This window comes from Micromonospora sp. BQ32 (assembly GCF_059358895.1).
Window position 1 is genome coordinate 249,193 of the sequence record NZ_JCADBI010000003.1, and the last position, 26,133, is coordinate 275,325.

Below are 26,133 nucleotides of genomic sequence, written 5' to 3' on the forward strand. Positions count from 1 at the left end.
GGGCGAGGGAGATGACGTGCTGCACCTGAGGGTGATCGCCCCGGCGGACCGGTCGGCGGAGGTCGTCGACCTCCTCGCCGCCGAGGCCGGGGTGACCCATCTGGCCGTGCTGCCCGGTGCTGCCCGGCAGCCACAGGGTGACCTCATCCTCTGTGACGTGGTGCGGGAGAGCGCCGACCGCGTACTGGGCAAGTTGCAGCGGATCGGCGTGGACACCAGCGGCGGCATCGCGGCCGAAGACGTCGAGCTGACCATCTCCGCGGCGGCCGACCGGGCGGCGGACAGGGCGCCGGGCAGCGGAGCGGACGCGGTGGTCTGGGACGAGATCGCCGCGAAGACCGGCGAGCAGACCGAACTGTCCGGCACCTACCTCGTGCTGATCGTGGTGGCAACCATGATCGCCGGCATCGGTGTGCTGCTGGACCAGCCGATCCTCATCGTCGGGGCGATGGTGGTCGGTCCGGAGTTCGGCCCTCTCGCCGCGCTCTGCGTGGCGCTGCTGCGCCGCCAACTCGGGGTGGTCGGCCGCTCGGTGCAGGCTCTCGCGGTCGGCTTCCTGGCGGCCATGGTGGCGACCGTGCTGAGCACCTGGGCGCTGACCGCCGCCGGCCTGGTCAGTCGGGAGATGCTGCTCGCCGAACGTCCGCTCACCGACTTCATCTGGCGGCCGGACGCGCTGTCCTGGGTGGTCGGTCTACTCGCCGGTGTCGCCGGCATGATCTCGCTGACGTCGAAGAAGTCCGGCAGCCTCGTCGGCGTGCTGATCTCGGTCACCACCGTTCCGGCGGCGGCGAACGTGGCGGTAGCGGCCGCCTACGGAGCGTGGGACGAAGCGGGTGGTTCGGCGCTCCAACTGGTGATCAACCTGTGCGCGATCGTCCTCGCCGGGCTGCTCACCCTCGTGGTCCAGCAGGCGTGGTGGTGGCGCCTGGCCCGTCGCCCAGCAACCGGGTGAGCAGCGTCCGCAGCGGGATCGACTCACCGTCGCGACCACCCGCGCCGACGATCAACGGCGCCGGGCTGGGCTCCGGATCGACGCCGAACAGCCGGGCCCGCAGACCGCCTGGCACGGTCAGCAGGTGGAACCGGCCATCCACGTCAACCGCCCGGGTCTGGGCGCGGTCGACGTACCAGCCGGTCAGCCTGGTCCGGTAGCGTCCGCGCCCGTCGTAACCCCGGGCGACCAGTCGGGTGGTGCGCAACCCTCGCCGGGTCGCCTCGGCCACGAACCAGGCCACCAGGTCCGCCGCCTCCGCGTGCTCGGCGGCCCGCCGCCGCGCGTCCGCGTCGGCGTGCGCCCGCACCGCCTGCCGCTGCTGATCCCGCCACTCCCGGCCGTCTCGCTCACCCACGACGCCGACGGTACGCGAGCCGACTCAGTCGAGTACGGCCCGCAGCGTGTGCCGGGCGATGCCGGCCATCACGGGGTTGGTCTCGACGTAGTACGGCAGCGCGTTGATCGCCTGCGCCAGGGCCCAGCCGCGCCCCCGCTCCCAGGTCGCGTCGTCCACGCCCAACGCCCGCCGGTACGTCTCCCGGGAACCCGCGTCGAACAGGTTCCACGCCGGCATCAGGTCCACCGCGGGGTCGCCCACGCCGACCGCGCCCAGATCGATGACCGCGGCCAGCCGGCCATCACGGACCAGCAGGTTCCCCGGCATCAGATCGCCGTGAATCCACACGTCGGCGGGGTCGTCGCGGCGCGCGTCCCGGCACCGCTCCCACACCTCGGTGAGCGCGGCGGTGTCGGTGAGCGCGCCGCTGAGCGCGAGTGCGGCTCGTACGTCGGTGTCCTCGGCGGCCAGCCGCCCGCCGCGCCCGTTCCCGGACCAGACCCGCCCGCCGGTGTCGATGCCGCGCAGCGCCGTCACCACGCTGGCCAGGTCACCGGCGAAGACGTCGAGGTCGCCGATCCGGTCGAGCTGGGCCGTCTCACCCGCGATGAACCGGTACGCCGTCCACGGCCCCGGATACCCGTCGCCCGGCTCGCCGAGACCGAGCGGTTCGGGCACCTCGACCGGCAGGTGCCCGCCGAGCAGCACCGCGTACTCCTGCTCGCGCCGCAGCTCGGCGCGCAGCTCGGGATTGGTCGAGGGGAGCAGCGGAAACCGCAGCACGACGTCCGGGCCGAGTCGGAACAGAGCGTTCACGGTGCCGGTCGAGGGGAGCGGTCGGACCGGCAGGCCCCGCCACCGCGGAAACTGTTCGGCCACCAGCGCGGAAACCACGTCCACGCTCACGTCCACCTGATCGGCGTGCATCCTCACCGCGAGATCATCACCCCGAACCTCACGGCCACGCGAGCGCATTTCCCGCCGCCCGTGCCGCTGCTTCCCGCGCCGCCCGCTTCCCGCGCCAGGGTTGGCCTCGGCGTTCCGGTGGTGACCGCCGGCAGAGGCTCTCAGGCGAGGCGCCGGGATGCCCGTCCGCTCGGCGGCATCCCGGCGCCTCGCGCTGGCTGACCGTCAGGCCAATCCGGCGCGGCGTAGCGCCTCCGCCATCGCGTCATTGGCCGGCGCCGGTGCGCCCTGCCGCTGCTGCCCGCCACGACCGCCCGGCTGTCCGCCGCCGCGACCACCCTGCCCGCCGCGACCGCCCTGCTGTCCGCCGCGACCACCCTGCTGTCCGCCGCGACCACCCTGCGGTCCACCGGAGGCGCCCTGGCCGCCGCGACCGCCCTGTGGCGCGCGTTGCGCCGGGCCCCGACCCTCCTGGCCGGTCCGGCTGCCGCCACCACCAGCGGCGGGGGGTTCGTCGTCCAGGCGCAGGGTCAGCGAGATGCGCTTACGCGGTACGTCCACGTCGAGCACCCGGACCTTGACCACGTCGCCGGACTTCACCACCTCGCGGGGGTCCTTCACGAAGGTCCGGGACATCGCCGAGACGTGCACCAGACCGTCCTGGTGCACCCCGACGTCGACGAACGCGCCGAACGCGGCCACGTTGGTGACCACTCCCTCCAGCACCATCCCCGGCGTCAGATCGCTGATCTTCTCCACCCCTTCCACGAAGGTGGCGGTGCGGAACTCCGGGCGGGGATCCCGGCCCGGCTTCTCCAACTCGGCGAGAATGTCGGTGACGGTGGGGAGGCCGAACCGGTCGTCGACGAAGTCGGTGGCCCGCAGCCCGCGCAGGATGCCGCTCTTACCGATCACCGAGCGCAGGTCCTGCCCCGTGGTGGAGAGGATGCGGCGCACCACCGGGTACGCCTCGGGGTGCACGCTGGAGGAGTCCAGCGGGTCGTCGCCGTCCGGGATGCGCAGGAAGCCGGCGCACTGCTCGAACGCCTTCGGCCCGAGCCGGGCCACCTTCTTCAGCTCGGTACGCGAGCGGAAAGGTCCATTGGCGTCCCGGTGCAGCACGATGTTCTCGGCCAGGCCGGCGCCGATCCCGGAGACCCGGGTCAGCAGCGGCGCGGAGGCGGTGTTGACGTCCACCCCGACCGCGTTGACGCAGTCCTCCACGACCGCGTCCAGCGACCGGGACAGCTTCACCTCGGACAGGTCGTGCTGGTACTGACCGACCCCGATCGAGCGCGGATCGATCTTGACCAGCTCCGCGAGGGGGTCCTGGAGGCGGCGGGCGATGGAGACCGCGCCGCGCAGCGACACGTCCATCCCGGGCAGCTCCTGCGAGGCGTACGCCGAGGCCGAGTAGACCGACGCGCCAGCCTCGGACACCATCACCTTGGTCAGGTTGAGCTGCGGGTGCCGGGCGATCAGCTCACCGGCGAGCTTGTCGGTCTCACGCGAGGCGGTGCCGTTGCCGATGGCGATCAGCTCCACCCCGTGCGCCCCGGCCAGCCGGGCGAGGGTCTCCACCGACGCGTCCCACTGCCGGCGCGGCTCGTGCGGGTAGATGGTGTCGGTGGCGACCACCTTGCCGGTGGCGTCCACCACGGCCACCTTCACGCCGGTCCGCAGACCCGGGTCCAGGCCCATGGTGGGCCGGGTGCCGGCCGGCGCGGCCAGCAGCAGGTCCCGCAGGTTGGTGGCGAAGACCCGCACCGCCTCCTCCTCGGCCGCCTGCCACAGCCGCATCCGCAGGTCCGCGCCGAGGTGGATGAGGATCCGGGTACGCCACGCCCAGCGGACCGTGTCGGTCAGCCAGCGGTCGGCCGGGCGGCCCGCGTCGGACACCCCGAACCGGCCGGCGATGGCCGCCTCGTACCGGGTCGGGCCGGTCGGTACGGCGTCCGCCTCGCCCGCCTCCTCCGACTCCATCGTCAGGTCGAGCACGCCCTCCTTCTCGCCCCGGAACATCGCCAGGATCCGGTGCGAGGGCAGCTTCGGGTACGGCTCGGAGAAGTCGAAGTAGTCGGCGAACTTGGCGCCGGCCGCCTCCTGACCCTCGCGTACCCGGGAAACCAGCCGGCCCCGCGACCACATCTGCTCGCGCAGCGTGCCGATCAGGTCGGCGTCCTCGGCGAAGGTCTCGATCAGGATGGCCCGCGCGCCCTCCAGCGCGGCGGCGGCGTCGGCGACGCCCTTCTCCTCATCGACGAACCCGGCGGCGGTGGCACGCGGGTCCTGACCCGGGTCGGCCAGCAGCGTCTCGGCCAACGGCGCCAACCCGGCCTCGCGGGCGATCTGCGCCCGGGTCCGCCGCTTCGGCTTGTACGGGAGGTAGATGTCCTCCAGCCGGGACTTCGAGTCGGCGGCCATGATCTGCGCTTCCAACGCCTCGTCCAACTTGCCCTGGCCGCGGATCGACTCCAGCACCGCGGCCCGCCGCTCGTCCAGCTCGCGCAGGTAGCGCAGCCGCTCCTCCAGGGTGCGCAGCTGGGTGTCGTCGAGCAGGCCGGTGGCCTCCTTGCGGTAGCGGGCGATGAACGGCACGGTGGCGCCGCCGTCGAGCAGCTCCACGGCCGCCCGCACCTGACGCTCGGCCACGCCGAGCTCGTCGGCGATCCGCTGATGAACAGACTGGGTCACGATCTCGATCCGCCTTCGACTCGATCCGCCTTCAAAGAGCGGGTACGCCTGCATTCTGCCGGGCGGACCGGGCCGCTGTCGCCGCGCCCGGCCGGGTCGGGGACCGCACCGCCGTGCCCGGCCGGGGTGACCGGCAGCGGTCCGGTCGGGCCTGCGCTAGCGTGGCGATCATGGAATCTGCTGCGGAGCCGCGCGCCCGGCGGCTCTTCGGCGGCAGCGCCCGAGCCCTCGGCGACCTCACGGCCAACCCGTTCCGGGCCGACCGGGACCGGATCGTCGGCTCACCGTTCTTCGCCCGCCTCGGCGGTGTCACCCAGGTGATCAGCCCGGTCGGCTCCGGGCTGCTGGTGCACAACCGGCTCACCCACAGCCTGAAGGTCGCCCAGGTGGCCCGGGCGATCGCCGAGCGGTTGGGCGCCGACGAGCGGTGGCGTGACCTGCTGGACAAGCTCGGCGGCTGCGACCCCGACGTGGTGGAGGCGGCGGCGCTCGCCCACGACCTCGGCCACCCACCGTTCGGGCACCTGGGGGAGCGGGTGCTGGACCGGCTGGCCCGCCAGCGCCTCGGCCTCCCCGACGGTTTCGAGGGCAACGCGCAGTCGTACCGGATCGTCACCAGCACCGAGATCCGCGGCGCGGCCACCACCGGGTTGGACCTGACCGCGGCGGTCCGCGCGGCCATGTTGAAGTACCCGTGGACCCGCCTGGACCACCCCGACCCGCACCCCCGCACCATGGACCCGCCGCCGCGCGGCGCCACCCCGCCGCCGGACGACCCGGAGAGCGGCTCGTCGAAGTTCGGCGCGTACCGGACCGAGCTGGACGACCTGCGGCAGGCCCGGGAGCCGTTCGCCGGTCGCATCCCGGACTGGCAACAGACCGTGGAGGCGTCCGTGATGGACACCGCCGACGACATCGCGTACGCCATCCACGACGTGGAGGACTTCTACCGGGTCGGGGTGCTCCAGCAGGGTTCGGTCTCCGCGGAGCTGATGGCCTGGCAGCGCGAGAGCGGGCACTTCCGGGCGATCACCGACGCGGCGCTGGCCACCGCAGCCCGGCGACCCGGGGCGGCGATCGAGCGGCTACGCCGCCAACTGCACCGCAAGGACGCCTGGATCGCCGACGACGACGCGTTCGCCGCCGCCGTCGAACACGTCCGCGAGGAGTTGGTGGACGGGCTGCTCGCGATGCCCTTCGACGGCTCGATCGAGGCCGAGCAGTACGTGGCCCGGTTCTCCGCCCGCTGGTCCACCCGCTTCGTCGAGGCGATCACGGTCACCGACCAGCCGTCGGTGCGCTCCGGGCACGTGCTGCTGAACTGCGCCCAGTGGCACGAGGTGCAGGTGCTCAAGTTCGTCCACCACCGGTTCGTGCTGGCCCGCCCGGATCTCGCCCTGCACCAGCGCGGCCAGGCCCGGCTGCTGGGCACCCTGGTCGAGGCGCTCTGGGAGTGGCTGCTCGACCCGGAGGAGGAGTCCCGGCTGCCCCGCCGGCTGCACGACCTGGTCGAGTTGGCCGAGGCGGAGCTGCACCCGCGTACCCCGGACCGGATCGGCCGGGCCCGGGGCCGGGCCATCGTGGACTTCGTCGCGCAGCTCACCGACGGTCAGGCAGTGGCCATGCTGGACGCGCTCTCCGGCCGTTCCGGCGCGCTCTGGACCGACGCGTTCGTGCTCTGACCCGGTTCGGCTGTGGCCTGGCTCAGGCCGTGCCGGCTGTGGCCTGACTCAGGCGACGGCCTGCCACCAGCCGTCGACGGCGGGTGGCTCGTCGACCACCACCCGCTCGCCGGGTCGGGGCACGGCGAGCCGCACGTCGCGGGCCTTCGCCTCGGCCCACAGCCGGTCGACCGGCTCGGACCAGTCGTGCAGGGCCAGGTTGAACGTCGCCCAGTGCACCGGCACGAACAGCCCGCCGCGCAGGTCGAGGTGGGCGCTGACCGCCTCCTCCGGGAACATGTGAATCGTCGGCCAGGCCCGGTCGTACGCCCCGATCTGCATCAGCGTCACGTCGAACGGCCCGTGCTCGGCGCCGATCTCGGCGTACCCGTCGAAGTAACCGGAGTCGCCGGTGTAGAAGACCTTGCGGCGCGCCCCGGCCACCACCCACGAACTCCAGAGCGTGCCGTCGCGGCGCAGCCCGCGACCGGAGAAGTGCTGGGCGGCGGTGGCGGTGATCTCCAAGCCGGCGACCCGGTGCGACTCGGACCAGTCCAGCTCGATGATCCGCTCGGCGGGTACGCCCCAGCGGTCCAGGTGCGCGCCCACACCGAGCGGCACCAGGAACGGCGCGGACTGCCCGGCGAGCAGCGCCCGCACGGTGGTCATGTCGAGGTGGTCGTAGTGGTCGTGCGAGATCAGGATGGCGTCCAGCGGGGGCAGCTCGTCGATGCCCACCGGTGGCTCGTGCAGCCGGCGCGGGCCGACCAGACCCGACGGGGAACACCGGTCGCTCCACACCGGGTCGAGCAGCACCCGCCGGCCCTCGATCTCGATCAACGTCGAGGCGTGGCCGTACCAGACGATGTTGAGCTCGTCGGTGGTGTCGGCGGCGAGCCCTGGCCGCACGGACGCGCTGGGGCGCAGCAGCGGCACCGGCGTGGTGGGATGCCGCTTCTGCTTGCCGAAGATCAGCTCGCGGAGCAGGTTGCGCCCCGGCTCGGCGACCATCGTGCGGGTGCCGGCCCGGTTGTGGAAGGTGCCCTCGCGGAACTGGGGCGAGCGGGCCGCCCGTTCCGCCCGCGCCCCGCTGAGCCGGCCACCCAGCGCCGCCGGCACATCCCGGGCGACCCAGGCCAGGCCGGCCAGCGCGGCCAGGCCGGCCGCGCCCCGCATCCGCCGCCCGAGCGACCGTTCGACGTCCGTGCTCCGCGCTCGTGCCATTGCCGTCCCTCCGACGTGTCCGCCCTACACGGTAGTCACCCGGACCGACCCGTGCCTCGGTGGTCGCCACGCCGGGTCGGTCGCCGGCAACGGCGACCGACCCGGGACGGGATTCAGAGCGTTCCCTAGCCGCCGTTGCTGGGGCGTCGGGCGGTGATCCGGAACGTCTTGCCCACGCCCGCGATCCGGTCCACCGCGGCCAGGAACCTGGGGCCCATGGCAGCCCGGGCCTGCACTGCCGGGTGGGTCGCGCCGAAGTCCTCCGGGTTGGCCTGCCCGTCGGCGAAGAGCGCGTAGGTGAGCACCGCCGCCCCGGAGCGGTCGAAGATCACACCGGCCTCGTGCCGGGCGTCGGCGTACCAGCCGGCCTTGGTGGCGATCCGGGCCCGCTCGTCCGAGGACATGGTGCGCCGGATGCCGTCGGTGAACGCCACCGGGGAACGCAGGAGGCCCAACAGGTACGTCGTCGAGGCGGGGGAGAGCAGCGTGCCCGCCACCAGGGCACGCAGCAGGTCGTGCGTCTCCCGGGGGGTGCTGGTGCCGAGGAAGAACCGGTTCGGGTTGGCGACCGGCTGGACCTGGGTGTTCGGGAAGCCCTTGGCGACCAGGATGGAGTTGATCTCGGCGGCCGGGGCGACCAGCCCGCACAGCCGCACCGCCGTGTCGTCCGAGACGGTCAGCAGGTTGGCCAGCACGTGCCCGATGGTCACCAGGCTCGGGTACGCGCCGTCCAGGCTGAAGATGCCGTCACCACCCGGTACGACGATCGCCGCGCTCACCTCGACCTGCTGGTCCAGGGTGAGCAGCCCGCGATCGACCTTGTCCAGCACCGCCGTGGCGACGGCGATCTTGTTGACGCTGTACGCCTCGATCCGCCGGTCCGCGTCGGCCTCCACCGCGACCACCGGCGTACCGGCCGGGTCGGCGACGCTGACGTACGCCTGCCAGTTGCCGCCGGCCTCGGTGCTGTGCTTGGTGAAGACGGAGGCGACCCGACGGGCGGCCCGGGCGGGGGTGGTCGGCGACGCCTGGGTGGCGTCGGCGGCGCTCGCCGGGGCGGCGGCGCCCAGCACCGTGCCAGCCGTGGCCACCGTGCCCAAGCCGAGCGCCGTTCTGCGGTTCAGTCGCATGGTCAATCGTCTCCCCGATCGTGGTGCGCCAGAGCGCTTGCTGGCCCACCACCCTAGGCGAGTTGATCGACGCACGAGGCCCCCGAACATGTCCCGAACAAGTCCGAACAGGTCAACCGAACCGTCGGCGCAGTGCGGCTCCCACCACACCCACCGACCCGAACACGAGGTGCCGCAGGTCGGGCAGGTGACCGCCGCGTACCGCCTCGCCGGCCGGGTGCGGCGCGAAGACCGAGCCGTCGTGCGCGGCGACCGACCGTCCACTGAGACCGGCTGCCCGCATCAACGGAACGACCAACACGTCGTAGACCCCCGGCAGTACGGTGAAGCCGGCGCGCAGCACCACGTTGAGCCGGCCCACGGAGACCTCCCGGCGAGGCCGGTCCACACAGTCCACGATGGCCCGGGCCACCCGCCGCGCGCTGGTGACCGGCGGCGGAGGTCGCCCGATCCGGCCCAGGTAGTTGGCTGCCTGCTGGTAGACCGGAGTGTCCACGCTGCCCGGGTTGACCAGGCAGAGCCGGATCTGCGGGCTGTCGCGCAACTCCTGCTGCACCGTCCGAACCAGACCCTGCAATCCCCACTTGCTCGCCACGTACGCGCTCATGTACGGCGCGGTGATGTGCGCGAGCACCGAACCGGTGAGGATCACCGTGCCGGCCCCGGCGTCCCGGAAGTGCCGCAGCGACACCCGCACCGAACCGGCGGCACCGAGCAGATCGGTCCGCACCACCTGGTCGAAGACCCGTTCCGGCAGCTCGTCGAAGCGACCGTAGGCCATCACCGCCGCCGTGTGCACCCACACGTCGATGCGGCCGAAGCGGTCGATCGCCGCGCCCGCGAGCGCGTCCAGCGCGTCCGGCTCGGTCACGTCGGTCGGCACGGTCAGCACGTCGACGTCGGCGCACTCCGCGCGTACCTCGGCCAGGGTCGTGGTGGCGCGGGCGGCGAGGACCAGCCGGTCGCCGCGCTCGGCGAACGCCCGGGCCGTCGCCCGACCGATCCCGCTGCTCGCGCCAACGATCACGACCACCCGGCTCACGGCACCGGCTGCATTCGTGACCGCGGGGCTCGCAACCCCGGCGCACTCCTCGCACTCATGGTTCGAGCACGACCTTGATGCAGCCGTCCTCCTTCTTCTGGAACATCTCGTACGCCTGCGGCGCCCGGGCCAGCGGCAACCGGTGGGTACGCAGGTCCTCCACACCCAGCGGATCGTCGTCACCGGAGAGCAGCGGCAAGATCTCGTCGGTCCACCGGCGCACGTGACACTGCCCCATCCGCAGCTGGATGCCCCGGTCGAACATCTCCATCAGCGGCATCGGGTCCGCCTCGCCGCCGTACACCCCGGAGAGCGAGACGGTGCCGCCGCGGCGAACCGCCTTGAGCGCGGCGTGCAGGACGGACAGCCGGTCCACCCCCACCCGGTCGGTCATCGTCTGGGCCAGCTTGTCCGGCAACAGCCCGGCGGCGGTCTGGGCCAACTTCCCCGCCGGCGAACCGTGCGCCTCCATCCCGACCGCGTCGATCACCGCGTCCGGGCCGCGACCGTCGACCAGGTCGATCAGCGCGCCCGGCACGTCGGACAGCTCGCTGACGTCGAGCACCTCGATGCCGTGCCGGCGGGCCAACTCCAGCCGCTCGGGCACCAGGTCCAGCCCGATCACCCGGCCTGCGCCGAGGTGGCGGCCGATCCGCGCGCAGAACTGACCGACCGGACCCAGGCCGAAGACGGCCAGGGTGCCGCCCGGCGGGGTGTCCGCGTACTTCACCGCCTGCCAGGCGGTGGGCAGAATGTCGGACAGGTAGAGGTAACGCTCGTCGGCGCCGGTCTGCGGGATCTTGATCGGCCCGAAATGGGCCTGCGGGACGCGCAGGTACTCGGCCTGCCCGCCCGGCACCGAACCGTAGAGCGAGGTGTAGCCGAACAGGGCCGCGCCCTTGCCCTCGCTGGTCACCTGGGTGGTCTCGCACTGGGCGTAGAGCTGGCGCGAACACATCCAGCAACTGCCGCAGGCGATGTTGAACGGCACCACCACCCGATCGCCCGGCTTCAGGCCGGTCACCTCCGAGCCGACCTCCTCGACGATGCCCATCGGCTCGTGGCCCAGGACGTCACCCGGCTTCAGGTACGGCCCGAGCACCTCGTACAGATGCAGGTCGGAACCGCAGATCGCGGTCGAGGTGATCTTCACGATCGCATCGGTCGGCTCCTCGATCCGGGGGTCCGGGACCTCCTCGACCCGTACGTCTCGCTTGCCCTGCCAGGTGAGCGCCTTCATGTCCCTCATCCCTTCTCACTGCCGTCTCGAAAGACTGCTACCCGGGCCAGGGCACTTGAACCTGCCGCCTGTCCCTGGCCTGTCCCTGGCCTGTCTCTGGCCTGTCTCTGGCCTTTGGGCGGTTGCGGTGGGGGTCTGGGGGCGACCGTCCCCGGTTTCGGGCGGTCAGGCTTGATCCCTACGCCGGGGACGGTCGCCCCCCAGCCCGTGGGTGGCCACTGCCCGTACCCGGCTTGGCCCCATCCCGGTCTGATCCGTGTCTCGGTCTGATCCGCCTCTCGGCCTGATCCGTGTCTCGGTCTGATCCGCCTCTCGGTGTGCCCGTGCCTGGTGTGCCCCATGCTCGGAGCGAGCCCAACCCGGTGCGCCCGCTGCATCTCCCAAGCGGCACATGATCCACTCGGGTTTCAGGAAATCGGCCTGTTGCCGGGCGCCGGATACCGCGACTTCAAGGAACGCGAGTCGATCAACCCGTGCGCTCCGCGGCCCGCTCCCGGCCCGCTCCCGGCCCGGTCCGTGGCCCGGTCCGTGGCCCGGTCCGTGGCCCGGTCCGTGGCCCGGTCCGTGGCCTGGTCGGTGGGCCAGGTTCGGGCCTGCGGGCTGGGTGCGTGAGTGGCTATTGCTTGTGCGCTTCGTGGCGGAGCCAACGAGCCGCGCGTCGGGGTGGCGATATGCGCGCCTTGACAGTCTTTGTCGCCCTAGTGTGCGACTCGTTCGGGCCGAGATCGAATTGATCCACTCGCGTTCCTTGAAGTCGCGGTATCCGGCGCCCGGCAACAGGCCGATTTCCTGAAACCCGAGTGGATCATGCGATGCGAGACGAGGTAAGGCGCGGTAAGGCGCGGTGAGGCGCGGTGCGGTGAGGCGCGGTGCGGTGAGATGCGGCGATGCGAGGCGAGGGTGGGGCCGCAGGTGCGGACGAGCCGTAACCAGGGTCAGGGCTGGGGCGACCGTCCCCGGCGGAGGGATCAAGCCTGACCGCCCGGAGCCGGGGACGGTCGCCCCAACCCCCACCGCAAGCGAAGGCCACCGCAAGCGAAGGCCACCGCAAGCGAAGGCCACCGCAAGCGAAGGCCACCGCAAGCAGAGACCGTCGGGAGGCCGAACGCCGACCGCCGTACCCCTGGGAAACGGGGATACGGCGGTCGGTACGGCGGACCTTCAGGAACCGGGGGTGTTGTTGGCTCCCTTGGCGGTGGCCGCGAGGTAGTCGCGGTTGAGCCGGCCGATGGTGTTCAGCGGGATGCCCTTCGGGCAGGCCGGGGTGCATTCGCCGGCGTTGGTGCAGCCGCCGAAGCCGGCCTCGTCGTGCGCGTCGACCATGCCGATCACCCGGGTGTAGCGCTCGGGCTGGCCCTGCGGCAGGAGCGAGAGCTGGGTGAGCTTGGCGGCGGTGAAGAGCATGCCGGAGCCGTTCGGGCAGGCCGCCACGCAGGCGCCGCAGCCGATGCAGGCCGCCGACTCGAAGGCGGCGTCGGCGTTGGCCTTGGCCACCGGGGTGGAGTGGGCTTCGGGCGCGCTGCCGGTCGGCGCGGTGACGTAGCCGCCAGCCGCGATGATCTTGTCGAAGGCGCTCCGGTTGACGACCAGGTCCTTGACGACCGGGAAGGCACTGGCCCGCCACGGCTCGATGTCGATCGTCTCGCCGTCCTTGAACTGCCGCATGTGCAGCTGACACGCGGTGGTGCCGCGCTGCGGCCCGTGCGCGTCGCCGTTGATCATCAGGCCGCACATGCCGCAGATGCCCTCACGGCAGTCGTGGTCGAACGCCACCGGGTCCTCGCCCGCGAGGATCAGCCGCTCGTTGAGCACGTCGAGCATCTCCAGGAACGACATGTCCGGGGACACGTCGTCGACCGGGTAGGTCACCATCCGACCCTTGTCCTCAGGGCCCTTCTGGCGCCAGATGCGCAGGGTCAGGTTCACTTGTAGCTCCGCTGCGTGGGGTGGACGTATTCGAACTTCAGGTCTTCCTTGTGCAGCACCGAGGGCTCACCGTCGGCGGTGAACTCCCAGGCCGCCACGTACGCGAACCGGTCGTCGTCGCGCTGCGCCTCACCGTCGGGGGTCTGGTGCTCGGCCCGGAAGTGGCCGCCACAGGACTCCTCGCGGTGCAGGGCGTCGATGCACATCAGCTCGGCCAGCTCGAAGAAGTCGGCCACCCGGCCGGCCTTCTCCAGCGACTGGTTGAGTTCCTCGCCGGTGCCGGACACCTTGACCCGCTGCCAGAACTGCTCGCGCAGGGCGCGGATCTCGTCGATCGCCTTGCGCAGCCCGGCCTCGCTGCGCTCCATGCCGCAGTGTTCCCACATGATCTGGCCCAGTTCCCGGTGGAACGAGTCCACGGTCCGGTCGCCGTCGACCGCGAGCAGCCGCTGGACGCGGTCCTCGACGTCGGTACGCGCCTCGACCGCCGCCGGGTGGCTGGCGTCGACCTTCTCCAGCGGACCGGAGGCCAGGTAGTTGGCGATGGTGGTGGGCAGCACGAAGTAGCCGTCGGCGAGGCCCTGCATCAGCGCCGAGGCGCCGAGCCGGTTCGCGCCGTGGTCGGAGAAGTTCGCCTCGCCGATCACGAACAGGCCGGGGATGTTCGACTGGAGGTCGTAGTCGACCCACAGGCCGCCCATCGTGTAGTGCACGGCGGGGTAGATCCGCATCGGCACCTCGTACGGGTCCTCGCCGGTGATCCGCTCGTACATCTCGAAGAGGTTGCCGTACTTGGCCTCGATGGCCTTGCGGCCCAGCCGGCCGATCGCGTCGGCGAAGTCGAGGTAGACGCCGAGCTTGGTCGGCCCGACGCCCCGACCCTCGTCGCACACGTTCTTGGCGGCGCGGGAGGCGATGTCGCGGGGGACCAGGTTGCCGAAGGAGGGGTAGATCCGCTCCAGGTAGTAGTCCCGCTCGTCCTCCGGAATGTCCTTCGGGCTGCGGTCGTCACCCTTGATCTTCGGCACCCAGACCCGGCCGTCGTTGCGCAGCGACTCGCTCATCAGGGTCAGCTTCGACTGGTGGTCGCCGGAGACCGGGATGCAGGTCGGGTGGATCTGCGTGTAGCACGGGTTGGCGAAGTACGCGCCCTTGCGGTGCGCGCGCCAGGTGGCGGTGACGTTGCAGCCCTTGGCGTTGGTGGAGAGGTAGAAGACGTTGCCGTAGCCGCCGGAGGCGAGCACCACGGCGTCGGCCATCTCGGTGCTGATCTCGCCGGTGACCAGGTCCCGGACGACGATGCCCCGGGCCTTGCCGTCCACCAGGACCAGCTCCAGCATCTCGTGCCGGGCGTTCATCTCGACGTTGCCCAGGCCGATCTGCCGCTCCAGGGCCTGGTACGCGCCGAGCAGCAGCTGCTGGCCCGTCTGGCCCCGGGCGTAGAAGGTGCGCTGCACCTGGGCGCCACCGAAGGAGCGGGTGTCCAGCAGGCCGCCGTACTCGCGGGCGAACGGCACCCCCTGCGCGACGCACTGGTCGATGATGTTGACCGACACCTCGGCGAGCCGGTGCACGTTCGACTCCCGGGAGCGGAAGTCGCCGCCCTTGACGGTGTCGTAGAAGAGCCGGTGCACGGAGTCGCCGTCGTTGCGGTAGTTCTTCGCCGCGTTGATGCCGCCCTGCGCGGCGATGGAGTGCGCCCGGCGCGGGCTGTCCTGGTAGCAGTAGGACTTGACGTGGTAGCCCTGCTCGGCCAGGGTCGCCGCGGCCGAGCCGCCGGCCAGGCCGGTGCCGACCACGATCACCGTCATCTTGCGGCGGTTGGCGGGGTTGACCAGCTTGGCCTCGAAGCGCCGGTTTTCCCAACGCTTCTCGACCGGGCCGGCGGGAGCCTTGGTGTCGGCGATCGGGTCGCCCTCGGTGAAGAGTTCCATGTCAGGACACCAATCCGGTGAGTACGGCGAACGGGACCACCAGGTACCCGGCGCAGAGCAGCACGGCGAAGATCAGAGCCGCGGTACGCGCCCTGCGCTCGCCGCGCGGCGTCTGCTGGCCGAGGCTGCGGAACGCGCTGAACGCGCCGTGGCGCAGGTGGAAGCCCACCGCGAGGATGGCGAGCGTGTAGAAGAGCGTGACGTACCAGCGCTCCGGGGCGAAGTCGGCGACGACGTTGCCGTACGGCTTGCTGGGGTCGCCGACCGGGTTCAGCGTGCCGGTGGTCAGGTCCAGCAGGTGGTAGATCACGAAGAGCAGGATGATCACGCCACCCCAGCGCATCGTGCGGGCCGCGTAGCTGCCGTTGACCTTCTTGCGGTGGGCGTACTTCACCGGGCGGGCGGCGCGGGCCCGCCGGGCCAGCACGGTGGCGGCCACGATGTGGGCGACGACCGCCACGACCAGCACGGTGCGCAGGATCCAGAGGAACCAGACGCCGGGCAGCAGTGGCTTGCCGATGTCGCGCAGCCAGTGCGCGTAGTGGTCGAACGAGGTCTCCCCCGTGAACACCTTCAGGTTCCCGAGCATGTGGGCGATGAGGAACAGCGCCAGCAGGATGCCCGTCACCGCCATGACGGCCTTGAGGCCGACGTTCGAGCGGATGGGCGACCGAGTTTTCGTGATTACCACACGACCGACGCTAGGAGCACTTCGATCAGTCGTCCAATGCATCAAACTCGCAGTGTTGATAGCCGTAGGCTATTTAGATGCAGCTCCATCAGCTTCGGTACTTCGTCGCGGTAGCCGAAGTACGACATTTTACCCAAGCCGCCGACATCGTGGGCATCACGCAGCCCTCGCTCAGTAAGCAAATTCACGCTCTGGAGGCCGACCTCGGTGCCCCGCTCTTCGAGCGGGTAAGGGGCAACATCGCACTCACCGCGGCGGGTGAGGTGCTGCTGCCGTTGGCCACCCGGATCCTCGCCGACGTGGAGACCGCGACCCGGGAGGTCCAGGAGTTGGTCGGGCTGCGCCGGGGCCGGGTCCGGCTCGGGGCCACCCCGAGTCTGGCCACCTCGCTCGCCCCGCCGGTGCTGCGCCGGTTCCGCGACGCGCACCCCACCATCGACCTGCGCGTCGAGGAGGGCGGCTCCCAGGATCTCGTGCGCGACCTGCTCCGCGGCGACCTCGACCTCGCCCTGATCATCATGCCGGCGCAGGGCGCCGACCCGGGGCTGCGGGTCGACCCGATCCTGCGGGAGAGCCTGGTGGTGGCCTCGGTGGGGGAGGTGGCGACCGCGTCGACGACCGGGGAGCTGCGCATCACCGACCTGCAGGACCAGCCGATGGTGATGTTCCGGGAGGGGTACGACCTGCGCGACGCGACCATCCAGGCGTGCCGGGAGGCGGGCTTCGAACCCACCTTCGCGGTGGACGGCGGCGAGATGGACGCGGTGCTCAGCTTCGTCGAGGCGGGGCTCGGCATCGCGCTCGTGCCCGGCATCGTGCTGGCCCGCCGGCCGGGCGTGCGGATCACCCCCCTCGCCCCGCCCGGGGTGCGGCGGACCATCGCGGTGGCCCGCCGACGCGACGTGGTACCCACCCACGCCGGTCGGGAGCTTCGGCGCATCCTGCTCGACTACATCCAGTCGGCGATCGACCTCGGCGAACTGCCCCCCGGCGTCGAGCCACTGACCTGATCTGACTCGGCCGAGGCCGCCGCCGCGAAGAGGCAGGCAGCGGCCCGGCCGCCGGGCTCAGCGGCCCTCGGCGTCGTCCATCGCCCGGTAGATCCGCTGCTCGGAGACGGGGTACGGGGTGCCCAACGCCTGGGCGAAGACGTTCACCCGCAGCTCCTCGATCATCCAGCGGATCTGCCGGACGGCCGTCTCCTGCCGGCGGGCCGGCGGCAGGTTGGCGAGCAGGTCGGCGTACTCCTTCTGCACCACCGCGATCCGGTCCTGCTGCTGGCGGTCGCGCTGCGGGTTGCCGCCCAGCCGGTCCAGCCGGCGCTCGATGGCGGTGAGGTAGCGCAGCAGGTCGGGCAGGCGCGCGTACCCGGCCTCGGTGATGAAACCGGCGTGCACCAGCCCGGCGAGCTGGCTGCGGATGTCGGCCAGCGCCGCCACCACGGCGAGGTTGCGGGTCGCGCCGAGCCGCTGCTCGACGGCGTACGCGGCGGCGAGGACCTTGCGGACCCGGTCCATCACCTCGACGACGGTGTCGACCAGGTCGGCGCGGACCTTCTCGCGCAGGGCCGCGAAACCGTCGGCGTCCCACGCCGGCCCGCCGGCCGCGCCGATCAGCCGGTCGATGGCCGCGCCCGCCGCGTCCTCGATCAACTCCTGGACACCGCCGTGCGGGTTGCGGCTCAGCGCCAGCTTCGCCTCGTTGTCCAGCCGCCCCTGAAGGAACCGCGCCGGGGACGGCACGGTGAGCCGCAGCAGCCGGCGGGTGCCGGCCCAGTGCGCCGCCTCCGCCTCGGCGGGGGAGTCGAACACCCTCACCCCGACCGTGACGCCCTCGTCGACGAGCGCCGGGTACGCGGTGACCGCGTATCCGGCGCGGACCTGCTCGATGGTCCGGGGCAGGGTGCCGATGCTCCACTCACGCAGCCCGGTACGGGCCACCTCCGGCGCGGCGGCCGCCACCACCTGGCGTACCTCCTGGCGCAGCTGGCGTTGCAGGGCCGGCAGATCCTTGCCCTCGGCGACCGGCTTCTCGTCGTCACCGAGGACCCGGAAGGTCACCCGCAGGTGCGCCGGCAGCTTGCCCGGCTCCCAGGCGTCGCGGGGCACGGTCACCCCGGTCATCCGGCGCAGCTGCCGGGTGAGCGCGTCCAGCAGCGACTCCTCGCCGGGCGTGGTCGCCGCCAGGGCGGCCCGGGCGTAGTCCGGCACCGGGACGAAGTTGCGGCGGATCGCCTTGGGCAGCGAGCGGATCAGCGCGATCACCGTCTCCTCGCGCAGCCCCGGCACCTGCCAGTCGAAGCTCTCCGCCGGCACCTGGTTGAGCAGCGGCAACGGGATGTCCACGGTGACGCCGTCGTCCGGTGTGCCCGGCTCGAACCGGTAGGTCAGTGGCAGGCTCACCCCGTCGGCCTGCCACTCGTCCGGGTAGTCGTCCTCGTCCACCCCCGGCCGGCCGTCGTTGATCAGCAGGTCGCGGGTGAAGGTGAGCAGGTCGGGTTGCTCGCGACGGGTCTTCTTCCACCAGCTGTCGAAGTGCCGGCCGGAGGACACGTCGGCCGGGATCCGCTGGTCGTAGAAGCCGAAGATGGTCTCGTCGTCGACCAGGATGTCCCGGCGTCGGGCCCGGCTCTCCAACTCCTCGATCTCGGCGAGCAGCCGCTTGTTGTCCGCCCAGAACTGGTGGTGGGTCTGCCAGTCGCCCTCGACGAGCGCGTGCCGGATGAACAGCTCCCGGCTCAGCGTCGGGTCGATCCGGCCAAAGTTGACCTTGCGGGAGCTGACCAGCGGAACGCCGTACAGGGTGACCTTCTCGTAGGCCATCACCGCGGCCTGCTTCTTCTCCCAGTGCGGCTCGCTGTAGCTGCGCTTGACCAGGTGCTGCGCCAGCGGCTCGACCCACTCCGGCTCGACCCGGCCGGCGATGCGCCCCCACAGCCGGGAGGTCTCCACCAGCTCGGCGGCCATCACCCAGCGCGGCGGCTTCTTGAACAGCGCCGACCCGGGGAAGAGCGCGAACTTCGCGCCCCGCGCCCCCAGGTACTCGTGTTTCTGGGCGTCCTTGAGGCCGATGTGCGACAGCAGGCCGGGCAGCAGCGACTGGTGCACCTTCGGAGTGTCGATCTCCTCCGGCAGGTCCGCGCCACCCCGGCGGCCCCGGCCGGCGTCCGCGTCGTCCGAGGTGTCGCGCGCCGGCCGCCCACCACGCCGGTCGCCGTCTGACGGGGTACGCAGCACCTGGCGCAGTTGGCTGACGATGTCCTGCCACTCGCGGATGCGCAGGTAGTTCAGGTACTCCGCCTTGCACATCCGGCGGAACGCGCTGGAGGAGAGCTCCCGCTGCTGCTCGCGCAGATAACGCCACAGGTTGAGGTAGGCGACGAAGTCCGACTCCTTGTCGGCGAACCGCGCGTGCGCCTGGTCCGCCTGGGCCTGCTTCTCCGCCGGCCGCTCCCGCGGGTCCTGGATGGAGAGCGCGGCGGCGATCACCAGCACCTCGGTGGCGCAGCCGTTACGTTCGCCCTCGACCACCATCCGGGCCAGCCGCGGGTCGACCGGCAGTTGGGCCAGCCGCCGGCCGAGCGCGGTGAGCCGCTTCGCCGGGTCCGCCTCGGTCGGGTCCAACGCGCCCAGCTCGTGCAGCAGGTTGACGCCGTCGGTGATGTTGCGCTTGTCCGGCGGGTCGATGAACGGGAACGCGGCGAGGTCGCCGAGCCCGATCGCGGTCATCTGGAGGATGACCGACGCCAGGTTGGTCCGCAGGATCTCCGGGTCGGTGAACTCGGGCCGGGAGAGGAAGTCCTGCTCGTCGTAGAGGCGGATGCAGATGCCGTCCGAGGTCCGGCCGCACCGGCCCTTGCGCTGGTTGGCCGAGGCCTGGGAGATCGGCTCGATCGGCAGCCGCTGCACCTTGAGCCGACTGGAGTAGCGGGAGATGCGGGCGGTGCCCGGGTCCACCACGTACTTGATCCCGGGCACGGTCAGCGAGGTCTCCGCGACGTTGGTGGCGAGCACCACCCGGCGCGAGGAGTGCGCGGCGAAGACCCGGTGCTGCTCGGCGCTGGAGAGCCGGGCGTACAGCGGCAGGATCTCGGTGCCGAGCAGCGAGCGTTTCTTCTGCACCAGCTTGCCCAGCGCGTCGGCGGTGTCCCGGATCTCCCGCTCACCGCTGAGGAAGACCAGGATGTCGCCGGGGCCCTCGGCGGCCAGCTCCTCGACGGCGTCGCCGATCGCCTGGATCTGGTCGCGGACGTTCTCCTCGTCGCCGTCGCCGTCCTCCTCGCCCTCGGCCAGCTCGACGAGGGGCCGGTAGCGCACCTCCACCGGGTAGGTGCGCCCCGACACCTCGACCACCGGCGCGGGCACGCCCTCCGGCTCGTCGGCGGTGGGTGCGCCGGCGAAGTGCCGGGCGAACCGGTCGGTCTCGATGGTCGCCGAGGTAATGATCACCTTGAGGTCGGGTCGTCGGGGCAGCAGCTCCCGCAGGTACCCGAGGATGAAGTCGATGTTGAGGCTGCGCTCGTGCGCCTCGTCGATGATCAGCGTGTCGTACTGGCGCAGCATCCGGTCGGTCTGCAACTCGGCCAGCAGGATGCCGTCGGTCATCAGCTTCACCAGGCTGCGCTCGCTGACCTGGTCGGTGAAGCGCACCTTGTAGCCGACCACGTCGCCCAACTCGGTGCCCAGCTCGTCGGCGATCCGGTCGGCCACCGTCCGGGCGGCCAACCGCCGGGGCTGGGTGTGCCCGATCAGGCCGTGCACCCCGCGCCCCAGCTCCAGGCAGATCTTGGGAATCTGGGTGGTCTTGCCGGAGCCGGTCTCACCCGCCACGATCACCACCTGGTGATCGCGGATGGCGGCGGCGATGTCGTCCTTGCGCTCACTGACCGGCAGACCCACCGGGTACGTGATCACGGGCACCGCCGCCTGGCGGGCGGCGAGCCGTTGCTCGGCCCGGACCAGGTCGGCGGTGATCTCGGTCAGCGCCGCCTCCCGACGCTGCGGGTCGCGCAGCTTGCGGGCACCGTCCAGCCGCCGCTGGAGCCGGCGCTGGTCGCGGAACATCAGAGGTGTGAGGCGGCGGTGCAGCTCGCGAACGGGGTCGGACGCGACGGAGGCGGTTGGATTCTGCATGTCGTGCCCAAGGATAGGCAGCCCGGCGGCGCACCGCCCCTGGGTTACCGAGCGGGCCGGCTCTTCGACGGGCCACCCGCGGGCGCCTCCGGTCCCCGGACGGCCACCAGCGGGAGCCAGGGCCTGCGGCAAAGCGCCTGGACGCCGCCTCGGCTCGACCCGAGGGCCTTTGACACAGGCCCTAGAGTTGGCGGCCGACGTCGAGCGCTGGGGGAGCCGGATGGAGATGCGCGACACCGACCGTGCCTTGGTGCAGGCCGCCACCGCGGTCTCCAAGCTGCGCTGCCGCAGCCCGCACCACACGGTCGCGGCGGCGGCCCGGACCGCGGACGGGCGGGTCTTCACCGGCGTGAACGTCCAGCACGCCACCGGAGGGGCCTGCGCCGAGCTGGTCGTGATCGGCACGGCCGCGACCCAGGGCGTCACCGCGTTGGAGACGATCGTCACGGTCGCCGACCGCGGCCGCGAGGTCGTGGCGCCCTGTGACCGGTGCCAGCAGGTGCTGCGGGACCACTTCCCGGCACTGCGGGTGATCGTCGGCCCGCTGGACGCCCTGCGGGTGGTCCCGCTCGGGGAGTCGGCGGTGCAGGCCGGGAGCGGCTCGGCCAGCTGACCGGGCGACGTCAGTCGCCGGAGGCTGCCTCCAGCATCGACTGCGGCACCGGCACGCTGTCGAAGCGCAGGTTGCCCTCCGAGAGCAGCCACGACGTGACCCGGGCGACCAGCCGCCCGGCCCGCACGGCCGGGTCGTTGGCGAAGAGCGCGCGCGCCTCGTCCGGGGCGATGGACAGCACCACGAAGCCCCGCAGCTGCTCGTCGTCGGGGTGCAGGAACGGCCCGGCCGCGAGCACCAGCCCCTGCCGCACGAGGCCCGCCTGGTGGGCGAGGTGCGCGTCCCGCAACCGGTCGATCGCGTCCTGTGGCAGCTCCGGCGGATCCGACGGTCGGGTCAGCAGGACGACCGTGTGCTGGTCGAATCGCATGAGCCCACCCTAGGTGCGCAGCCCCCTTCGCGCGGGCGTCTGCCCTGCTCAGCCTGTCGCGGATCGATAAGCGCCAGTTAGGTGACCCTCAACTGAGCGGCTAAGGTTAGGCGAACCTAAGCGTGAACGTGCAGGAGACTCGTGACCACCCTCGCCACCCGGCCGACCCCGGCCCGCAATCGGTCCGGCACACGCACCGGCCGCCGGGTGGCCGTCACCGTCGGGGCCGCGCTGGTGCTGCTGCTCACCGTGCTGGCCAGCTTCGCGCTCGGCAGCCGGCAACTCGGCGTCGACCAGGTCTGGCATGCGCTCGTCGCGCCGGACGGGGGCGACGCCAGCACCATCGTCCGTGAGCTGCGGATGCCGCGAACCGCGCTCGGCCTCGCTGTGGGGCTCGCGCTGGCCGTGGCGGGGGTGCTGTTCCAGGCACTCACCCGCAACCCCCTCGCCGAGCCGCGCATCCTCGGCATCAGCGCGGGCGCGTCGTTCGGGGTGGTGCTCGCGATCTCCGTCTTCGGCGTCGGCACGCTCGCCGGGTACGTCTGGTTCGGCATCGCCGGAGCCCTGATCGCCGGGCTGCTGGTCTTCGCCATCGCCGCCCGCGCCCGCGAGGGGGCCAGCCCGATCACCCTCGCGCTGGTCGGCGCGGCGCTCGACGCCAGCCTGGCCTCCGGGGTGTACGCGCTGCTCAGCATCGACGCCCGCACCTTCGAGGAATACCGCTTCTGGGTGGTCGGCGGGCTGGCCGGCCGGGACCTGTCGGTCGCCGCGCAGGTGCTGCCCTTCGTCCTCGCCGGGTTGGTGCTGGCCGCGCTGGTGGCCCGGGGTCTGGACGCGCTGGCCCTCGGCGACGACGTGGCCCGTGGTCTCGGCCACCGGATCGGCCTGGTCCGTCTCGGTGGTGGCCTTGCCGCCGTGCTGCTGACCGGTGCCGCGGTGGCCGCCGCCGGACCTGTCGCGTTCGTCGGGCTGGCCGTGCCACACCTGGCGCGCGCCCTGGTCGGCGCGGACCACCGCTGGACCCTCGCCGTCTCCGCCCTGCTCGGGCCGGCGCTGCTGCTCGCCGCCGACATCGTCGGTCGGCTCGTCGCCCCGCCCGGCGAGATCCCGGCCGGGATCATCACCGCCCTGATCGGCGCGCCCCTGCTGGCTGTGCTGGTCCGCCGCGCCCGGGTGGTGACCGCGTGACCACCACCCGCCGCCCAGGCTCGCCTGGTGCCGATGCGGCTCGGCTGCCCGGGCGGTCGCTGCTGCGGATCGGCCCGGTCAGCCTGCTGATCCGCCGTCGTGCGGTGCTGGTGGCCGCCGTCTTGACCGTGCTGCTCCTGCTGGCCGTCGTGCTCAGCCTCTCGCTGGGCACCCCGTACGTCGCACCGGCCGACGTGCTGCGGGCCCTCTCCGGCGCCGGCACCCCGTACGACCTCGTGGTTTTTGATCTTCGGCTGCCGCGGGTCGTGCTGGCGGCCGTGGCCGGCGCCGCCTTCGGCGTGGCCGGCACGCTGATCCAGAGCGTGGCCCGCAACCCGCTCGCCAGCCCGGACGTCATCGGCATCACCCAGGGCGCCGGCCTCGCCGCGACCGTGGCATTGACGACCGGGATGGCCGCGGTGCTGGTCGCGCCCACCGCGCTGGCGGGCGGACTGCTCGCGGCGGTGCTGCTGTTCGCCCTCGGTGCCCGGCACGGGCTGGCCGCGCAGCGGTTCGTGCTCGCCGGGGTGGCGGTCGCGTTCGGCTTCCGGGCGCTCACCGAGGTGGTCATGCTCACCGCCGACCCGATCGACGGGCTGCGCGCGCAGATCTGGCTGATCGGCACCCTGGCCGGCAAGGGCTGGACCGAGGCCGCCTGGATCGCCGGCACGCTGCTGGTGCTGCTGCCGGTGCTGGCCTGGGCCGGCTGGGCGCTGAACAGCACCGCCCTGGACGACGACACCGCCCGGGGCGTCGGGCTGCGCCCGGTGGCCCGCCGGATCGGCCTCGCCGGCACCGGCGTACTCGTCGCCGCGATGGTCACCGCCCAGGTCGGCGCCGTGGACTTCGTGGCGCTGGTCGCCCCGCAGGTGGCCCGTCGACTGGTACGCGCCGAACGGCCACCGCTGGTCTGCGCGGCGCTGCTCGGCGCCCTCCTGCTGGTGCTGGCCGACCTGGCCGGTCGCCGCCTGTTCGCACCCACCCAACTACCCGCCGGTGTGCTGACCGCCGCGATCGGCGGCCCATACCTGATCTTCCTGCTGCTGCGCGGCCGGCGGCGGTCGTCGTGACCCCTCAAGGAGTCGTGTGATGCTCTCCACCCGCGACCTGGTCGCCGGCTACGACGAGCGGACCGTGCTCGACGGGCTCGACCTCGACCTGCCCACCGACGCGTTCACCGTGATCGTCGGACCCAACGCGTGCGGCAAGTCCACCCTGCTGCGCACGATGGCCCGGTTGCTCACCCCCCGCCGAGGCACCGTGCTGCTGGACGGCACCGCCATCCGCGACCTGCCGACCCGGGAGGTGGCCCGCCGCCTCGGCGTCCTGCCGCAGAGCCCGCTGGTGCCCGAGGGCGTCACGGTGGCAGACCTGGTCGGGCGCGGCCGGCAGCCCTACCAGCGGTGGTGGAGCCAGTGGTCGGCGGAGGACGGCGCGGCGGTGGACCAGGCGATGGCCCTCGCCGACGTCACCGACCTGGCCGACCGGCCGGTGGACAGCCTCTCCGGGGGTCAGCGGCAACGGGTGTGGATCGCCATGACACTCGCCCAGGACACCGACGCCCTGCTGCTGGACGAGCCGACCACCTTCCTCGACCTGGCCCACCAGGTGGAGGTGCTGGATCTCCTGCACCGGCTGCGCTCCGAGCGGGGTCGCACCGTGGTCGCCGTCCTGCACGACCTGAACCAGGCCGCCCGCTACGCCGACCACCTGGTCGCCATGCGCGCCGGCGCCGTGGTCGCCGCCGGACCGCCCCGGGAGATACTCACCGCCGACCTGGTCCGCGACGTCTTCGGGCTGGCCTGCGTGGTCGTGCCCTGCCCCGTGACCGGAGCCCCGCTGGTGGTGCCCGCGTACTCCGGCGGCAACGCTCCGGCTCCCGCTGCCGCGGGTGTCCCCTCTTCCTCGACGGCGTCCGTACCGGACGCCCGACCCGCCACCGGCGACGCGGCCAACCCGCTCGCCGGCTCGCACCCCTCGAAAGGACTCTGATGCGTCGTCTCGTCGCAGTACTCGCCGCGGCCGCCGCCCTCGGCGTCGGACTCACCGCATGCGGTGAGAGCGACCCGGTCGCCGGCTCCACCACCGGGGAGACCCGGGAGATCACCCACGCCATGGGCACCACCAAGGTCCCGGCCGAGCCCAAGCGTGTCGTCGTACTCGACACCGACAAGATCGACACGGCGCTCTCGCTGGGCATCACGCCGGTCGGCGCCGCCACCGCCGGTGAGGCGAAGAGCTGGCCCACGTACTTCGGCGCGGACAAGCTCGCCGGCATCAAGGAGGTCGGGGTACTCACCGAGCCCGACCTGGAGGCGATCAACGCGCTGAAGCCGGACCTCATCCTCGGCAGCAAGTTCCGCCAGGAGAAGTTCTACGACGAGCTGGCCGCCATCGCGCCGACCGTGTTCACCGAGAAGGTGGGCATCACCTGGAAGGAGAATCTCCTCCTCGACGGCAAGGCGCTCGGTCGCGAGCAGCAGGCCAAGGATCTGCTCGCCACGTACGAGAAGCGGGCCAAGGACTTCGGCGCGACGCTCGGCGACGCCCCCGCGCGCAAGGTCTCCATCGTGCGGTTCCTGCCCGGCAACATCCGGGTGTACGGCCCGGACTCGTTCTCCGGCATCGTCATCGGCGACACCGGCCTGGGCCGCCCCGAGCGGCAGCTGCTCGCCAACAAGGAGGACAAGCGCTTCGACCTGGTCAGCCCCGAGCGGATCAACGAGGTCGACGGTGACGTCATCTTCGTGACCGCGTACGGCGACAAGGCCGCCGCCGAGCAGACCAAGGTCGCCGGCGGGACGCTGTGGAAGGGCCTCGGCGCGGTCAAGGCCGGCAAGGCGTACCCCGTCTCCGACGAGGTCTGGATGACCGGCATCGGCGTCGGCGCCGCCAACAAGATCCTCGACGACCTGACCAAGTACCTGCCCGCCGCCTGACCCACCCGGCGCCTGGCTGGCGTTCGGTGAGCGTTCCGCCACCGTTTCGAGGTAGTGGCCCCTCTCGCGCGCCGGGGGCCACTACCTCCGTGGCGCACATCCGCTGGCT

Annotated in this window: 20 protein-coding genes; 8 read left to right on the forward strand and 12 right to left on the reverse strand. The window is 72.2% G+C overall.

The window, feature by feature from the left end:
• The first annotated feature begins 16 nt into the window (after window positions 1–16).
• Window positions 17–955 (forward strand): DUF389 domain-containing protein, encoded by a 939-nt coding sequence (locus AC5L30_RS08105; protein WP_494866289.1) that lies wholly within the window; start codon window positions 17–19, stop codon window positions 953–955.
• On the opposite strand, the gene AC5L30_RS08110 is transcribed toward AC5L30_RS08105, so the two are convergent.
• From AC5L30_RS08110 to AC5L30_RS08120, 3 genes are all read right to left on the reverse strand, one after another.
• Window positions 894–1,352: a hypothetical protein gene (locus AC5L30_RS08110; protein ID WP_494866290.1), complete on the reverse strand. Its 459-nt coding sequence runs from the start codon at window positions 1,350–1,352 to the stop codon at window positions 894–896. The genes AC5L30_RS08105 and AC5L30_RS08110 overlap by 62 nt on opposite strands.
• A 24-nt stretch (window positions 1,353–1,376) precedes the next feature.
• Window positions 1,377–2,261 (reverse strand): aminoglycoside phosphotransferase family protein, encoded by an 885-nt coding sequence (locus tag AC5L30_RS08115; protein WP_494866555.1) that lies wholly within the window; start codon window positions 2,259–2,261, stop codon window positions 1,377–1,379.
• Between the two features lie 204 nt (window positions 2,262–2,465).
• Window positions 2,466–4,988, reverse strand: a complete 2,523-nt coding sequence (locus tag AC5L30_RS08120; RefSeq protein WP_494866291.1) for a Tex family protein — start codon at window positions 4,986–4,988, stop codon at window positions 2,466–2,468.
• A gap of 116 nt (window positions 4,989–5,104) precedes the next feature.
• Between AC5L30_RS08120 and AC5L30_RS08125 the strand changes: the two genes are divergently transcribed.
• Window positions 5,105–6,616 (forward strand): deoxyguanosinetriphosphate triphosphohydrolase family protein, encoded by a 1,512-nt coding sequence (locus AC5L30_RS08125; RefSeq protein WP_494866292.1) that lies wholly within the window; start codon window positions 5,105–5,107, stop codon window positions 6,614–6,616.
• Window positions 6,617–6,664: 48 nt separating this feature from the next.
• Here the strand turns inward: AC5L30_RS08125 and AC5L30_RS08130 are convergent, their stop codons facing one another.
• The 7 genes from AC5L30_RS08130 to AC5L30_RS08160 form a co-directional block, all read right to left on the reverse strand.
• Window positions 6,665–7,819, reverse strand: coding sequence for an MBL fold metallo-hydrolase (locus AC5L30_RS08130; RefSeq protein WP_494866293.1), 1,155 nt, complete (start codon window positions 7,817–7,819; stop codon window positions 6,665–6,667).
• Window positions 7,820–7,944: 125 nt separating this feature from the next.
• A complete protein-coding gene (locus AC5L30_RS08135) occupies window positions 7,945–8,949 on the reverse strand; it encodes a serine hydrolase (RefSeq protein ID WP_494866294.1) in 1,005 nt (334 codons plus the stop codon).
• A 112-nt stretch (window positions 8,950–9,061) separates the two neighbouring features.
• Window positions 9,062–9,982, reverse strand: a complete 921-nt coding sequence (locus AC5L30_RS08140) for an SDR family NAD(P)-dependent oxidoreductase (protein WP_494866295.1) — start codon at window positions 9,980–9,982, stop codon at window positions 9,062–9,064.
• A gap of 64 nt (window positions 9,983–10,046) precedes the next feature.
• Window positions 10,047–11,231 carry a zinc-dependent alcohol dehydrogenase gene (locus tag AC5L30_RS08145; protein WP_494866556.1) on the reverse strand — a complete coding sequence of 395 codons (1,185 nt, stop codon included), beginning with the start codon at window positions 11,229–11,231 and terminating at the stop codon, window positions 10,047–10,049.
• 1,161 nt (window positions 11,232–12,392) lie between these two features.
• Window positions 12,393–13,157: a succinate dehydrogenase/fumarate reductase iron-sulfur subunit gene (locus tag AC5L30_RS08150; protein ID WP_091401529.1), complete on the reverse strand. Its 765-nt coding sequence runs from the start codon at window positions 13,155–13,157 to the stop codon at window positions 12,393–12,395.
• Window positions 13,154–15,091: a fumarate reductase/succinate dehydrogenase flavoprotein subunit gene (locus AC5L30_RS08155; RefSeq protein WP_494866296.1), complete on the reverse strand. Its 1,938-nt coding sequence runs from the start codon at window positions 15,089–15,091 to the stop codon at window positions 13,154–13,156. The genes AC5L30_RS08150 and AC5L30_RS08155 overlap by 4 nt, the downstream gene beginning before the upstream one ends.
• Before the next feature lies 1 nt (window position 15,092).
• The gene (locus AC5L30_RS08160; protein WP_494866557.1) at window positions 15,093–15,776 is read right to left on the reverse strand and encodes a succinate dehydrogenase cytochrome b subunit; all 684 of its coding nucleotides are present in this window, start codon (window positions 15,774–15,776) and stop codon (window positions 15,093–15,095) included.
• An 83-nt stretch (window positions 15,777–15,859) separates the two neighbouring features.
• Here AC5L30_RS08160 and AC5L30_RS08165 point away from each other — a divergent pair, with 83 nt between their 5' ends.
• Window positions 15,860–16,792, forward strand: coding sequence for a LysR family transcriptional regulator (locus tag AC5L30_RS08165; RefSeq protein ID WP_494866297.1), 933 nt, complete (start codon window positions 15,860–15,862; stop codon window positions 16,790–16,792).
• A gap of 57 nt (window positions 16,793–16,849) precedes the next feature.
• On the opposite strand, the gene hrpA is transcribed toward AC5L30_RS08165, so the two are convergent.
• Window positions 16,850–20,914: an ATP-dependent RNA helicase HrpA gene (gene hrpA / locus AC5L30_RS08170; RefSeq protein ID WP_494866298.1), complete on the reverse strand. Its 4,065-nt coding sequence runs from the start codon at window positions 20,912–20,914 to the stop codon at window positions 16,850–16,852.
• Between the two features lie 169 nt (window positions 20,915–21,083).
• On the opposite strand from hrpA, the gene AC5L30_RS08175 reads away from it, so the two are divergent.
• Window positions 21,084–21,527: a cytidine deaminase family protein gene (locus tag AC5L30_RS08175; RefSeq protein ID WP_494866299.1), complete on the forward strand. Its 444-nt coding sequence runs from the start codon at window positions 21,084–21,086 to the stop codon at window positions 21,525–21,527.
• Between the two features lie 10 nt (window positions 21,528–21,537).
• On the opposite strand, the gene AC5L30_RS08180 is transcribed toward AC5L30_RS08175, so the two are convergent.
• Window positions 21,538–21,897 (reverse strand): YciI family protein, encoded by a 360-nt coding sequence (locus tag AC5L30_RS08180; RefSeq protein WP_494866300.1) that lies wholly within the window; start codon window positions 21,895–21,897, stop codon window positions 21,538–21,540.
• A gap of 141 nt (window positions 21,898–22,038) precedes the next feature.
• On the opposite strand from AC5L30_RS08180, the gene AC5L30_RS08185 reads away from it, so the two are divergent.
• Genes AC5L30_RS08185 through AC5L30_RS08200 form a run of 4 tightly spaced genes read left to right on the forward strand, consistent with a single transcriptional unit; the run spans window position 22,039 to window position 26,024 of the window.
• Window positions 22,039–23,085, forward strand: a complete 1,047-nt coding sequence (locus AC5L30_RS08185; RefSeq protein WP_494866301.1) for a FecCD family ABC transporter permease — start codon at window positions 22,039–22,041, stop codon at window positions 23,083–23,085.
• Window positions 23,082–24,155 carry a FecCD family ABC transporter permease gene (locus AC5L30_RS08190; RefSeq protein ID WP_494866302.1) on the forward strand — a complete coding sequence of 358 codons (1,074 nt, stop codon included), beginning with the start codon at window positions 23,082–23,084 and terminating at the stop codon, window positions 24,153–24,155. The genes AC5L30_RS08185 and AC5L30_RS08190 overlap by 4 nt, the downstream gene beginning before the upstream one ends.
• A gap of 19 nt (window positions 24,156–24,174) precedes the next feature.
• On the forward strand, window positions 24,175–25,077 hold the full coding sequence (locus AC5L30_RS08195) for an ABC transporter ATP-binding protein (protein ID WP_494866303.1): 903 nt from the start codon (window positions 24,175–24,177) through the stop codon (window positions 25,075–25,077).
• On the forward strand, window positions 25,077–26,024 hold the full coding sequence (locus AC5L30_RS08200; protein WP_494866304.1) for an ABC transporter substrate-binding protein: 948 nt from the start codon (window positions 25,077–25,079) through the stop codon (window positions 26,022–26,024). Before AC5L30_RS08195 ends, AC5L30_RS08200 begins: the two co-directional genes overlap by 1 nt.
• Window positions 26,025–26,133: the final 109 nt, after the last annotated feature.